This window comes from Nostoc sp. JL23 (assembly GCF_017115065.1).
Classification (GTDB): domain Bacteria; phylum Cyanobacteriota; class Cyanobacteriia; order Cyanobacteriales; family Nostocaceae; genus Nostoc; species Nostoc punctiforme_A.
Genome location: NZ_JABXKN010000098.1, coordinates 25,261 through 38,755 on the forward strand (window position 1 = coordinate 25,261; position 13,495 = coordinate 38,755).

Annotated in this window: 15 protein-coding genes; 6 read left to right on the forward strand and 9 right to left on the reverse strand. The window is 40.3% G+C overall.

Features of this window, described 5'->3' with window-relative positions; all coding sequences use genetic code 11:
- Positions 1-72: 72 nt before the first annotated feature.
- The 4 genes from HWQ42_RS19775 to HWQ42_RS19790 form a co-directional block, all read right to left on the reverse strand.
- On the reverse strand, positions 73-516 hold the full coding sequence (locus HWQ42_RS19775) for a type II toxin-antitoxin system PemK/MazF family toxin (RefSeq protein ID WP_292815286.1): 444 nt from the start codon (positions 514-516) through the stop codon (positions 73-75).
- Positions 510-752 (reverse strand): AbrB/MazE/SpoVT family DNA-binding domain-containing protein, encoded by a 243-nt coding sequence (locus HWQ42_RS19780; RefSeq protein ID WP_094342324.1) that lies wholly within the window; start codon positions 750-752, stop codon positions 510-512. The genes HWQ42_RS19775 and HWQ42_RS19780 overlap by 7 nt, the downstream gene beginning before the upstream one ends.
- A gap of 169 nt (positions 753-921) precedes the next feature.
- The gene (locus HWQ42_RS19785; protein ID WP_292729558.1) at positions 922-1,230 is read right to left on the reverse strand and encodes a type II toxin-antitoxin system RelE/ParE family toxin; all 309 of its coding nucleotides are present in this window, start codon (positions 1,228-1,230) and stop codon (positions 922-924) included.
- A complete protein-coding gene (locus tag HWQ42_RS19790; RefSeq protein WP_099102796.1) occupies positions 1,227-1,493 on the reverse strand; it encodes a type II toxin-antitoxin system ParD family antitoxin in 267 nt (88 codons plus the stop codon). The genes HWQ42_RS19785 and HWQ42_RS19790 overlap by 4 nt, the downstream gene beginning before the upstream one ends.
- A gap of 205 nt (positions 1,494-1,698) precedes the next feature.
- Here HWQ42_RS19790 and HWQ42_RS19795 point away from each other — a divergent pair, with 205 nt between their 5' ends.
- The 3 genes from HWQ42_RS19795 (at position 1,699) to HWQ42_RS19805 (ending at position 6,616) form a co-directional block, all read left to right on the forward strand.
- On the forward strand, positions 1,699-4,053 hold the full coding sequence (locus HWQ42_RS19795) for an ATP-binding protein (RefSeq protein WP_292815288.1): 2,355 nt from the start codon (positions 1,699-1,701) through the stop codon (positions 4,051-4,053).
- 52 nt (positions 4,054-4,105) lie between these two features.
- On the forward strand, positions 4,106-4,579 hold the full coding sequence (locus HWQ42_RS19800) for a response regulator (RefSeq protein WP_292729550.1): 474 nt from the start codon (positions 4,106-4,108) through the stop codon (positions 4,577-4,579).
- A 279-nt stretch (positions 4,580-4,858) separates the two neighbouring features.
- Positions 4,859-6,616, forward strand: coding sequence for an ATP-binding protein (locus tag HWQ42_RS19805; protein ID WP_292815291.1), 1,758 nt, complete (start codon positions 4,859-4,861; stop codon positions 6,614-6,616).
- Positions 6,617-6,826: 210 nt separating this feature from the next.
- Here the strand turns inward: HWQ42_RS19805 and HWQ42_RS19810 are convergent, their stop codons facing one another.
- Entirely contained in the window at positions 6,827-7,339 is a 513-nt protein-coding gene (locus tag HWQ42_RS19810; protein ID WP_292815294.1) for a hypothetical protein, read from the reverse strand.
- 452 nt (positions 7,340-7,791) lie between these two features.
- Between HWQ42_RS19810 and truB the strand changes: the two genes are divergently transcribed.
- Positions 7,792-8,676, forward strand: a complete 885-nt coding sequence (truB, locus tag HWQ42_RS19815; RefSeq protein WP_292815295.1) for a tRNA pseudouridine(55) synthase TruB — start codon at positions 7,792-7,794, stop codon at positions 8,674-8,676.
- Positions 8,677-8,772: 96 nt separating this feature from the next.
- Here truB and HWQ42_RS19820 read toward each other — a convergent pair whose 3' ends face one another.
- From HWQ42_RS19820 to HWQ42_RS19835, 4 genes are all read right to left on the reverse strand, one after another.
- Positions 8,773-9,552 (reverse strand): hypothetical protein, encoded by a 780-nt coding sequence (locus HWQ42_RS19820; RefSeq protein ID WP_292815298.1) that lies wholly within the window; start codon positions 9,550-9,552, stop codon positions 8,773-8,775.
- A gap of 201 nt (positions 9,553-9,753) precedes the next feature.
- Positions 9,754-10,590 (reverse strand): protein-glutamate O-methyltransferase CheR, encoded by an 837-nt coding sequence (locus HWQ42_RS19825; RefSeq protein WP_292815301.1) that lies wholly within the window; start codon positions 10,588-10,590, stop codon positions 9,754-9,756.
- 42 nt (positions 10,591-10,632) lie between these two features.
- A complete protein-coding gene (locus tag HWQ42_RS19830; protein WP_292815303.1) occupies positions 10,633-11,088 on the reverse strand; it encodes a hypothetical protein in 456 nt (151 codons plus the stop codon).
- Positions 11,089-11,355: 267 nt separating this feature from the next.
- The gene (locus HWQ42_RS19835; protein ID WP_292815306.1) at positions 11,356-11,922 is read right to left on the reverse strand and encodes an HD domain-containing protein; all 567 of its coding nucleotides are present in this window, start codon (positions 11,920-11,922) and stop codon (positions 11,356-11,358) included.
- 236 nt (positions 11,923-12,158) lie between these two features.
- Between HWQ42_RS19835 and HWQ42_RS19840 the strand changes: the two genes are divergently transcribed.
- Both HWQ42_RS19840 and HWQ42_RS19845 read left to right on the forward strand, forming a co-directional pair.
- Positions 12,159-12,899, forward strand: a complete 741-nt coding sequence (locus HWQ42_RS19840; RefSeq protein ID WP_292815309.1) for a DUF2993 domain-containing protein — start codon at positions 12,159-12,161, stop codon at positions 12,897-12,899.
- A 33-nt stretch (positions 12,900-12,932) separates the two neighbouring features.
- Positions 12,933-13,484 (forward strand): DUF2231 domain-containing protein, encoded by a 552-nt coding sequence (locus tag HWQ42_RS19845; protein ID WP_292729525.1) that lies wholly within the window; start codon positions 12,933-12,935, stop codon positions 13,482-13,484.
- Positions 13,485-13,495: the final 11 nt, after the last annotated feature.

Consider the following 13,495-nt stretch of genomic DNA (forward strand, 5'->3'; position numbering starts at 1 on the left):
TGCTGCATGTGATGATTTTTATTTGATTTGTACAGACGTAATTAATTACGTCTGTAAAATTTATTTGCCTCTTTATAAAATTAGAGGTTCAATTCTTGCTTGCACTTCTTCAATTAACTCCTGTTCAACTTTCTCTACAAACAAAACCTTTCTAATTTTCCAGTCTAGTGATTTGATCTGATCGGCTAGCACCACGCCACTGGTTATCATTCCGTCAGGAAGTGGAACCTCAAAGTTAAGACCTTTTTTCTGATTAGTAATTGGACAAATTAGAACTATAGAAGCCATTCGATTGTATTTTAATGGTGACATAACTAAAAAAGGACGATAGCCCATCTGCTCACGCCCTTGAGGTTTTAGTTCAGCATTAAGGGTTTCAGCAATATCTTCAAATGACATTCCTGATGTTCTCAGGGCTAATACATGTCGGATCGAATCAGCCGTAATTTGCTTTGTAGTTCCGCAGTCTAACTTGACAATATCACCTCTATCTGGAATGTATGGTTTAACTACCAAACTTCATTCCCCACAGCAGATCCAGTATCTATTTCAGAATGGAAATTATCTGGAGTCATACCTTCCAATAATTCATCAAGCGTATATTTTTTTCGCTGCTGCGGCGTGATGACAATACTATTGCCTGAAATGCTGAAAGTTATGTCTGTCCCCTCTTTGACATTAACTTGTTCAGCCAAAGCTTTCGGAAGTCGAATAGCTAGGCTGTTTCCCCACTTAGCAACAACTGTAGTCATAACTACCTCAAAATAAATGCTTTCTTAGAGAATTTCACACCCAAACATAAAACTTTCGGAGCTTGACGCACCTAATTTTTGACTATTTTAAGTATCTACTTTGAATATACCATAATTTGTATTTTCGCTATGTTACGGCTTCCATAACGTACCGAAAACCATCTTCTAATTATTCTCCGGCGAGTTCCCGCGCAATATCCATGTTTGCTGCCAGTACACGCACGATTTCAACGGGGTTTTCACCTCTGTATATCAGGAAATATCGGGGCTGCACCAACCAGAAACGGACGGGAAGCGGAGTCAGGTCGTAACGGTACTGTCCGATTCTGGGGTTGTCTGTCAGTAATTCACAAGCACAAAGAAGCTTATCTAGCACCTGTTCGGCAGCATCCGAATTATCTCGCGCGATATAGGCATAAATTCCCGCGAGGTCGTTTTCAGCTTGCGGGGAGAGAATATAAAGTTTTGGGTTCGTCACAACGATTTTTTGATCAATTGTTGTGCTTTATTGCGGATGCGCTCTCGCGCACCTTCTTGGGGAAGACCTTGTGCATTATCAAGCTCCGAAAGACCGATAGCGATTTGCTCATTGAGCCACAATTTATACTCTTCGGAATGGTCGTTAAAGCGTTTCAAAAGACGCAACCCCTCCCGAATCACCTCGCTTTGAGAATGGTACAAGCCGGACTCAACCTGCATTTGGACGAAGGCTTCCAACTCAGGAGTAAGGGAAATATTCATGTATCTATTTCTTTATAACAAGAATAGACATTATAATAACAGTTTTTGTTATTGCTTGCCAGTGAAAACTTTCGCAAATATCTACGTAAAAACCGTAACAAGTAGAGTTGATATGCGATCGCATTCAAACTTCAGAACATATACTTTAAAGAAATATGACATTTAATTGCGTTATTGTAAAAATCAGCTTTACATAAGTTCAGTTATGAGCCAGCCGGAATATACTACAGCCCAAGCTACTGCCCTGACTAACCACGATCGCAAACCAATTCATATACCTGGCTCTATTCAACCTCATGGCGTTCTACTGGCACTCAGTACTCACCTAGAGATACTGCAAGTTAGCAACAATACTCAAGTATATTTGGGCAAAGAGCCAGAAGATTTACTCGGTCGGCCCTTGAGCAATTTAATTGACCCTCGGCAAGTGGAAATTGTCAAGCAGTGCTTAGGAAAAAAAATTGGCACTGCTAATGCTTTCAAAGTATTAATAAATACTTTAAATGGTGAAAGATACTTTGATGCTATTGCTCATCGTACAGAAGAGGCTGTGATTCTGGAGCTAGAACCAACTGACTCTGAATCTGAGGTGAGTTTCTTAAGCTTTCATGCTTTGGCGGGTGAAGCGATCGCTAAAATGCAAAGCACATCCAATCTAGGAGAATTTTTGCATTTAGTCGCACAAGAAGTCCAAAAAATCATCGGTTTCGATCGGGTGATGGTCTATCAATTTGACGAGTCAGAAGCGGGTTCTGTTGTTGCAGAAGTTAAACGGGAAGATTTATCACCTTATTTAGGACTCCACTATCCCGCTACAGATATTCCAGCGCAGGCTAGGGAGTTATACACGCGCTGCTTTCTCCGATTTCTCCCCGATTTAACTGCCGAACCGATCAAACTAATTCCAACGGAAAATCCGACAACACATCAACATCTTGACTTAAGCTACTGTCTGCTACGGAGTTTTGATCGGTGTTGTACTGAATATCATCAAAATATGGGGGTGAAGGCTCTTTTGGTGATTTCAATTATTCAAGAGCAGAAGCTTTGGGGATTAATATCCTGTCACCATCAAACACCAAAGTATGTTTCTTACGAAGTCCTCAAGATGTGCGAATTTTTGGGACAGATTGTTTCTTCAGAGTTAGCGCACAAAATTAGTTACTCAGAATGGGATTATAAAGTAAAACTCAAATCGCTACAGTCTGAGTTTTTAGAATCTATTTCCCAAGCAGACAATTTTATCGATGCCCTAATCAAACCGGAAATTCGCTTGCTCGATCTTGTGAGTGCTTCAGGAGCGGCGGTTTGTCTGGATAATGAAATTAACCTTGTGGGAACAACACCGAATATTCATGAAGTTCAGGCACTCATTGAATGGGCGGATACCCAAGTTAGTGACAACCTATTTTCTACTGATTCTCTGCCAAAGCTTAACTCAGAGGCGCTGATATTTAAAGATACTGCTAGTGGCTTGTTGCTACTGCGAATTTCTAAAGTCCGGTGCTATTACATCCTTTGGTTTCGCCCTGAAGTTATCCAAACGGTACACTGGGCAGGAAATCCACAAGAATCCATACAAGCTCAGGCAGACGGTAGCTATACCCTGTCTCCCCGAAAATCCTTTGAACAATGGCAAGAAACGGTTAGATTAACTTCTCTACCCTGGAAACCTTGTGAACTTGACAGTGCGATCGCTCTGAGGAATGCGATCGTTGGTATTGTACTCTCGAAAGCGGATGAATTAGCTAAAATCAACCTGGAGTTAGAGCGCAGCAACCAAGAACTAGCATCTTTTGCCTATGCTGCTTCCCATGACCTCAAGGAACCTTTGCGGGGCATTTATAACTTCTCAACAGTGTTGCTAGAAGACTATGCCCAAGTATTAGATGATGAGGGAATTGAGTGCTTGCAAACAGTAGTATCCTTGTCTGTACGCATGGAAACTCTGATTAATGCTCTGCTGCGGTTATCGCAGTTAGGACAAGCCCAACTGCGTTTGCAAGCAACTGACCTCAACGAATTGCTCAACCAAGTAATTGACGTTTTTCGTGCTAGTCGCCAAGACTCTGGGCTTGTGGATATTCGCATTCCTCGGCCTTTACCAACAGTTTTGTGCGATCGAGTCCTGGTTAATGAAGTCTTCAGTAATCTCCTTGGTAATGCGTTCAAATATAACGATAAGGCGGAGCAATGGGTTGAAATTGGCTACTTTTCTCAAGAAGAGGCAGAGGGGCAGGGGAGCAAGGGGGCAGGGGAGCAGGGGAGCAGGGGAGCAGGGGAGCAGGGGGAGACAAGGGGAATAACTCATACCCAATGCCCCATGCCCCATGCCCCATGCCCAATATTTTATATCCGAGATAACGGTATTGGAATTCCACACCATCACCTAGAAACTATCTTTAGATTATTTAAGCGGCTCCACTCCCAGGAAAAATACGGTGGAGGAGCAGGTGCGGGACTAGCTATTGTTAAGAAGATTGTTGAGCTTCATAACGGTAAAATTTGGGTGAAATCTACTGTAGGGGTTGGCTCAATGTTCTATTTTACGCTGGAATAGTTTAAGATAGTGGCTAAATATATATTTTTGTTAAGCTCTTTTAAGATCGCGAATGACAAAAAAACTTCATGAACCGCTGCTCGTTGTTGAGGACAGCAATGAAGATTTTCGGATGCTGCAACGTCTGATGCGGCGTATGTCCGTCCAGAACCCCATACACCGTTGTACTAATGGAGATGAGGTTTTAGAGTTTCTCTATCAACTGGGGAACGATGCCTACCCTAAAGGCGAAGACCTACCTAACTCAAAAGTAGTATTACGACCCTCTGTGATCTTGCTCGATCTGAATTTGCCAGGTATTGATGGGCGTGACATTTTAGATCGGCTCAAGCAAGACAAGACTTTCAAGGGAATCCCCATCGTTGTTTTTACCACATCATCTAACCCCAAGGATATTGAATTGTGCTACCAAAAGGGCGCAAATGGATATCTGGTAAAACCGATGGATGCTCTGGAACTAAAAAAGACGATCCAGGCATTTGTAGATTACTGGCTGGAAGCCAATACGCCGCCTGTGTTGGATTAATTTATTTATTTTTTGTTGATGTAGCAGTAGGGGAAAAACGATCATAAAGGAGACGGCTCAGAGGACACAGAGACATTTTCCTCTTTGAGTCACTGTGTCTGTTTGTCTCTGTTAGATTCCTTTTCCCCATTTTCCTGTTTTTGACTATTTGGTGTTTCTTTAGGATTACTAAAGAATTTAAATTTTATTTACACTTATTTTATATTATTTTTAGAATTATGCAAGAAAACACAATCTGGATAAAAGGGATCTATATGGCTCCCTGATCCTCATAACCTTATGTTGGACACATGGACGCTACTTATCATTGATGATTGTGCCGCAGATCGGAAAATCTATCGTCGATATCTTTTGAAAGATCCGCACCAGTCCTACCAGATTTTGGAGGCAGACTGTGCAGAAGAAGGAATTGCTTTGTGCCAAAAAGTACGCTGCGATGTCATTTTGCTGGATTTTTGCCTACCTGATATGAGTGGGTTAGAACTTTTCGATCAGATGCAGCAGGAGATATTTAAGACTTCTATCCCCGTGATTATGTTGACAGGGCGCGGTGATGAAGAAATCGCTGTGCAGGTAATGAAACGGGGTGCTTTAGATTATTTAGTCAAGCAACATGTGACACAGGATGTGCTGCAACTAGCAGTTCGCAACGCCATCAAGCAATCGTGCTTGCAAGCCCAGCTGATCAAAACTCAGGAGAGACAGCGCCTAATTGCCACGACTGCTTTACGAATTCGTCAGTCTCTTAACTTAGAGCAAATTTTGAATACGGCTGTAGCTGAGGTACAGCAACTTCTGAAGTGCGATCGCGTGATGGTTTATCAGTTTGCCCCAGATACAGATGGTAAAATAGTCGCCTCATCAGTTGAGTCATACCGCACTCTGGCATTGTGCGATCGCGTCGGTGCTGGGATTGGGGAGCAGGGGAGCAGGGAGGAAGTTGGAGTAGGTTTTTCTCCTCTGCCCCTCTGTCCCTGCGCCCCTGTGTCTCTTGTGCCCAATACCCATTACTCCTTATCCCCAGAGGGAGGCATACCTTCCCCAATCCCTTATATCTATGAGCTTGGCTTGTGTAATTGTGTCAATCTAAAAGAGCAATTCAATACTAAGGCAAATCTGGTAGTTCCGATTAATCTGAGCAATAATGGGAACCCAACACCCAAGCTTTGGGGTTTATTGATTGCTCACCATAATTCCGGGGAGCGACACTGGCAAACTGATGATGCAGAAATGCTCAATGAAGTATCAGTACAATTAGCGATCGCTATTCAACAGGCGGAATTATTAGCTCAAACTCAAGCAGCCCTTGCCAAAGAAAAGCAACTCAATGTATTTAAATCCCAAATAATTACAACGGTTTCCCATGAGTATCGAACGCCGCTAACTTCAATTCTGGCTGCGGCATCAACTTTAGTAAAACATAGCCAGCAGTTAGATGAGTCTAAACAACACAGGTTCTTGGGAATCATTGAACAGAAAGCCAGGTATATGTCAAAACTTGTGGATAATATGCTTCTGGTTAACCAACTTGAACTGGAAAAACCCAAGTTTCAACCAATTTCAGTCGATTTACTGCAATTTTTTTCTGACCTTTTAGAACAAGAGCGAGAAACAGTAGGCGATCGCCACGAATTGATTTTTAAAATTACTGGTAATCATCATGGATTTTGGGGCGATCGCGGACTTTTACAACAAATTTTTATTAACTTGATGTCCAATGCAATTAAGTACTCTCCAGATGGAGGTAGTGTAGAATTTCATCTGATCGGCAAAGAATCAGAAGCAATTTTTTACATTAAAGACTGTGGAATTGGTATCCCGATGGTAGATCAAGAAAATTTGTTTCAATCCTTCAGTCGTGGAAGTAACGTTGACACAATTCCTGGTACAGGCTTAGGGCTAGCGATCGCTAAAGTTTGTGTCGAGTTACATAGTGGCAATATTACCTTGTCAAGTGAAGTGGGGCAAGGAACTAAAGTTACAGTTAGCTTACCGAAGATATGCCCAACTGGTCAACTATCCCCTTCATCCACTTGATCCACTTGATTTATATAATTTTAAAAAGCATTAGGACTTACGCAATAACTCTCTAAAACTCTTATTCCTTTGTGCCCTTTGCGTCCTTGGCGGTTCGTTTTTTTTATAGGACTTATGCAAAAATCGCCAAAAATCTTAATTTCTCGAACCGCCAAGCCGCCAAGAACGCCAAGAATTGTAGAGTTTGCGTAAGTCCTGAGCATATTGTAATTATTGCTCTTGAATTTCTATCTTACTAATCAACCATTCTTTGATTGTTTTTCCGCAAGGCTCAGAACTTTGGCAATCACTGACGTTCTCTAGAGAATAAAACATTTTTACTTTTTTGTTGACGTATTTTTCTGGTTCGCAAACCTCAAAGACTGCACCGACACCTTCATAGACTTTGCCATTTTCATCGACAACAGTAACGTAGCATTTCAAGTCTCCGTTTTGCATATCTTTGATAGTACCAGAAATTGGATTATCGTTTTTAATTTCCTTAGATTGATTCTTTTTAAGAGATGTTTTTCCAGTTGATGCTGAATTAATCGTTTCTTTACTATTTTTATTATTATCTAGTTTTCCTTGATTTACAGAAATAGATTCAGAATTAAGGGTAGCTGTTGCAGTATTTACTGGATTAACTTTATTCTGTTGAGCAGCACTATTGTCAGAGTTACTACAACTCATAATCAACATAGAGCAAAAAAACAATGTAGTAGTGAAAATTGATTTTTTCATTTGATTTATATTTATGAAAACTATTGATAGTGGTTTTGCTAAAAGCGCTACAGGTCAAATATTTGATTTACAAGAAAAACTTTCATTAAGTTTTCTATTAAATTTCTTGATTATTACAATTTTATGTCTTGCAAGTTATAAATGACATCGTGATATTTGCGCAAAATACTCGGCGTTATCTGCACTCTTTGTATATTATTCGGTAAAGTGCCTAGATAATGTCTTGATACTGATAAAATAATGCTTAATTGAAGAAGAATGCAGAATTCAGAATTCAGAATCAAGACGCTCTCTACAACTCGCTACCGCTGCGCTATCCGCTTTTTCGGTCAGAATGAATTCTGACTCCTGACTCCTGAATTCTGTTTCGATAAACTTTAATTGCTAAATATTAATGCTTGGAGCATTAAATAAGTATTTAATAGAGTTTAGAAGCTGTTAGTATTGATTTTGTGTTATTTCAAGGTTTTCTCAACTTAAACAAACCATTTGACTGGACTTCCCACGACTGCGTAGCGCGGGTGCGAAAATTGTTGCGCCTCAAACGTGTAGGACATGCGGGAACCTTAGATCCAGCAGCGACAGGGGTTTTACCGATCGCACTTGGTAAAGCCACAAGATTATTGCAATATCTGCCAGAAAACAAAGCTTACAAGGCTACGATTCGTCTGGGTGTGCGGACTACAACCGATGATTTAGAAGGTGAAATCATTAATTCTCAAGCTTGTGCCGGATTGAGTTTGACAGAGGTGAAAACTGCACTGGCACAATTTGAAGGCAAGATTGAGCAAATACCACCGAATTACAGTGCAATTCAAGTGGATGGGAAACGTCTCTACGACTTAGCACGCCAAGGGAAAATGGTAGAAGTTCCAGTGCGGACAGTGGAAATTTTTCAGATAGATATTTTGGATTGGAGAGAAGGAGATTTTCCCGAATTGGATGTGGCGATCGCCTGTGGATCTGGTACATATATTAGAGCGATCGCTCGTGACTTAGGTGCAATCTTAGAAACTGGTGGCACTCTTGCAGCTTTGAGCCGTACCCAAAGCAGTGGTTTCGATTTAACAGATAGTCTCACTTTCACTGACTTAGAAACTAAATTGCAAGGCGGGACATTTCAACCTCTTGCCCCTGATGCCGCCTTACAACATTTGTTGTCTGTGACTTTACCAGCAATATCTGCTCAAAAATGGTGTCAAGGTCAGCGAGTTTCTCTAAATTCTGAGTTTACTGGGATAGTGCGAGTTTATCAAGAAGAGACTCACTTTATAGGTGTTGGACAATTACAAGATGAAGTGTTAATTCCGCAAATGGTTTTTGAACCGATTTCTTAAAAATGTTGTTCTAAGTAAGTGGCTGTGAATAATTAAATTACATAACATAGTTTGATTTATTCTAGTCCACTTACTTTTTCTTTTTAAGACGAGGCATTAAACCAAATAACTCGTATTAGGTACGATCGCAAAGAAGGCATACTCGTACCAAGCAGTCCAGATGAAACTGCGAATCCATCGCTGACGCTTGTCGGGACTCAATTCATATTCAAACGCCCCACGAGATACATCAATGGAAGATAGATGAGAGTTGCAACCGCAGCCATGCTGATAAGTAAAACCGTATTTAGAAGCAATACTTTGCACCTTCATTTGAATAGCAAATACCTTACCCGCATGGAGTATGGCATCCCAAGCACGTTTGTGTTCGATATCACGTTTATCGAATCGCAAGGCACGTTCTTCAAAAACATGATCGCGGTAAATTGGTGCTAAATGCACGTGATAAAAACTTGCTGGTAGTTCATAACCAAATTCATTGAACAAATCTATGCCAATACGAGCCACTTTTATTTCATCAGCGTAATCGATTCCTTTGGACTCCACATCACGGAGAATTTCTGCAAAATTCGGATAGCTGGGTTTGAGAAAGTCTTGTCCAAAAAACTCTAAGGTTTCCCATGCCAGTTGTGCAAATAGCTGGGAAAATGATGGTATTAGGTGAGCTAGTTGGGGGCGATCGCTAAATAAGTCAACATCACCACGTTCTAATTTATACAAAAATAATTGCGCCATCTCAACATAGCTTTGGGGTTGGGAAAGTCCGACACTCGTGGTTCCTCTAGCAATGTCTTGCCATATAGAAGGTAGTTGAGAAACATGAACCGCATTTTCTCCAGCAATGACTGCAACAGGAGGACATTCGAGAAGTTGCATCGACAATCTCCTTAAATACTTTAATATGTAATTTACCTTAAACGCTCGCTAAATCTATCTTCTGAACACAATAAAAAATGTTTGACAGACTGTCTTTTGACAACGAGCGCAATTTTATTCCTAATTTTCGGGGTATTGGCTATTAGTTATTTTCAGATAATTCATAATTCATAATTCAATTACCCATTCAAAGCATTCTTTTCACATACCTGCTACTTTCCTATATATTTTCTCACCCTTGACTAACTCTTCATAGTAAGGCTCATAAGAGGTGAATCTGATAGATTCTTGTCTTCCTAAACCCAAGATACCAAAAGTACAAAGGCTATTATAAAACAGTTCGTGTACCCGTTTTTGAAGTAACTGATTAAAATATATCAGGACATTACGACAAAGAATCACATTAAACTCATTAAAAGAACTATCAGTGGCTAAATTATGCTGGGCAAAAACAACATTTTCTCTTAGGGATGAGCGAAAAATCGCGTTGTCATAAGCTGCTGTATAATATTCTGAGAAAGATTTCTTGCCGCCTGCTTTTAGATAAAGCTGAGTATATTCCTGCATCATTTTCAGCGAGAAAATCCCACTTTTGGCATTTTGTAATACCTTCTCGTTCGTATCAGTGGCATATATGCGGCAACGGTGATAAAGTCCTTCTTCTTGCAGTAAAATTGCCATTGAATAGACTTCTTCACCAGTTGAACATCCAGCGTGCCAGATGCGAATAAACGGATAGGTTTGTAAGAAGGGAATAACCTGATTTCTGAAGGTATTATAAAAGCTGGGATCGCGAAACATTGATGTTACATTCACCGTCAGAGCAAGTAAAAATCTTTCTAAATAGGGACGATTGTGGAGTAATCGCTCTTGTAATGCAGAAACATTTGCTAACCCTTCTAAGTGCATGAAGCCCTGAATACGACGCTTGAGTGAGGAAAGAGCATAATTGCGAAAGTCATAACCGTAGTACTGATACACACCCTCCAATAGCAGGTGTATTTCTATATCCTCCAATATTGGTTTTGGTAGAGGCATAATACTCATAATTCATCATTCATCATTCATGATTCATAGGTTTCAGCTTAACCAAGTGGCTTTTACTACTAAAACAGCGATCGCAATTATTGAAATTCCAGCTAGCCATCTAACCTGATAGCGCAGATTTTTAATCTCTTGGCTTAGACTTTCTGTTTGTGGTATGGAATATGGTTCCAGTTGTACAACTTCGATAGCTACTTGTTCGGGTGTCTTTTGGGGCTTTTCAAAAGATACTTGCGTGTGTAGCCAATTAGTAATCAGTTGGGGACAGTTCTTTTTAAACCAATTTAAAGCTAAGGTTTTAAAAACTGGTTTCGACATTCTGGCAATTAATTTCATCACCCTGTTTAAGGGTTTCAGGCGAAGCTTTTGATTGATCAGATTGACTGAACCAACATCATAAAGACAATCCAGAATTAGTTTTACAGTGGCTTCTTCACTGTTAATCAAGTTTTGCAGTAAAATCAGAACATCATGCATACGCTCTGCCTCCATATACTTTTCTGCCAAGTTTTCTGGAGGGCTTACAGAAGGATTTACAGTTGGATTTAGAGTGTTTTTTCTTACTATCGTCATATTGGTAACATACCAGCCATAATAATTTCAGTACACCTATCTATCGAGAGAAAGATTTTTTATCTAGAGAGAGAACCTAAAAGCCAAAATTTATTCGTGAGAGACATAACTAGATCGTTTCTGTAAAAAAGCTATTTGTCTAAATTCTTCTAAATTTTTTATCTACTTATGGATAAATAAACTTTTTTATTTAGATGCTAATACCTCAATTTGTGAAATCACCCGTTCTAATTCCTCAATGATTACAGTTGTTTCAGTCTTTTTAAAGGCATCTACAAGCGCCCGATAATACCAAAGAGTACCTTCTTTACGCCCATGAAAACGTTCCCAAAGTGATTCGCCTACAATGCGATAATCTTTGAGAATAGACTGGGCATTGTAAAGTTTATCTGCTGATGACACAAGTAGAACTGATGGGGAAGCAGTAGGAATATGAGCAATGTATGCTTCCTTTCGCTGTCGCCAAGGGGGTTTTGGAGTTGTATCAGCATCAGTACAACCATCGACAATTGCCGTTACATTGTCACCAAAGCGACGGCGAATTTCTTCTCGTGTTGCAGCGCCACCTTGATCTTCGATCGCATCGTGTAAGAGGGCTGCGATCGCTTCATCTTCATTTGCCCCATATTCTAAAGCAATACTGGCGACACCTAATAAATGGGCAACGTAGGGGACACCTGAACCTTTACGAACTTGGTTAGCGTGTAGTTGGGTGGCGTAGGTAAGGGCTGTGGTAAAACGTTCTGAGAGCATTGTATAAAAAAGTTCCAGCAGTCAGAAGAACTCAACCGAAATATTGGGTTTGTGTCAATTTTATAACAAATCGCTCCAAGTGCAGAGGTCATAAAAGATGAAAAGGGTAAAATTGAAATTTGAAATTAGGTAGACAACATTTAAATCTATATTCCATCGCCAGATAGATAAAACTCTGCTGTTAGTTTATTAAATTTACTCAAGGATGTGCTTTAAACTAGGAGTTAATTTAGATAATGCCAGACAATCCTGGATTAGGAGAGCAAGCTCTCAATAAAGCGGCAGAAATAGGATTATCTAGTCAATTAGATGAAGTAGAAAATTTAGATGTAGACATCAAAACAGACCCGCTAAAACTGGTTCAGGGAGAGGTGGATAAAGTCAGGATTGCAGGTGAAGGTTTGGTTATGCAGAAAGACCTCCGCATGGAGGAATTGGAAATGCAGATGACTAGTGTTGCCATTAATCCTCTAAGTGTGGCTTTTGGCAAAATTGAACTAACTAAACCGACTGAAGCTCATGCACAGGTTGTCTTAACCGAAGCTGATATTAATCGTGCCTTCAATTCCGAATATGTGCGTTCACAACTGCAAAGTCAAAAAATACATATTAAAGGACAACTGAGGAGTATTGAACCTCAAGATGTAGATTTTCGATTACCAGGTGATGGGAAAGTAGCACTAAATGCCAGCATAAAATTAGTAGAAACTGATGAAAATCAGCAAGTTGCTTTTTCCGCAGTCCCCAAGATTAGCAGCAATGGAAAAAGTGTTGCTTTGGAAAATATTGAGTATAGCGAAAGTGAGGAAATATCGCCAGATTTGACAAAAGCTTTGATAGATCAAACTAGCGAAATTTTGAATCTAAGTAACTTTGATTTAGATGGTATGAGTCTGCAAGTCAACCAACTAAAAGTAGAAGTAGGCAAACTAATCCTACAGGCTGAAGCTTATGTGGAAAAAATTCCTTCAGCTTAAAAATGTAACGTTCATAAATTCAGGATACTAATAATGGAAACTACAGAAACAACACAAACAGGTTCAACACCTTTTCCAAATATTCCACCAGTTATTGAAAGTAACGACAGTGAGTATCGTGATACTGGTGTACCTAGTACAGTTGCGATCGCCGGACATCCCCTACACCCGTTGAGTGTGATCTTTCCCATAGCTTTTTTAGCCGCCGCTTTGGGCAGTGACATTGGTTATTGGTTAACTGGCGATTTCTTTTGGGCTAGGGCTTCGCTATGGTTAATCGGACTTGGATTAGGTGGAGGTATCCTTGCATCTGCGATCGGTCTTAGCGACTTTGTGAAAATTGAACGAGTCCGCAAGCGCACCGCCGGTTGGACGCATTTGATACTTAACGTTTCTATACTAGTTTTATCCCTCGTTAACTTTCTCCTCCGCTTGGGCGACGCTGAATCCCGAATAGTACCTTGGGGACTGTTAATATCGCTTGTTGTCGGTACACTAACTAGTGCTTCTGGTTGGTTCGGTGCTGAACTCTCCTATCGCCACAAAATTGGTGTAGTGGGTGGAGGTAGTAGAAGATATCCTTAAAGAGGCAGAAA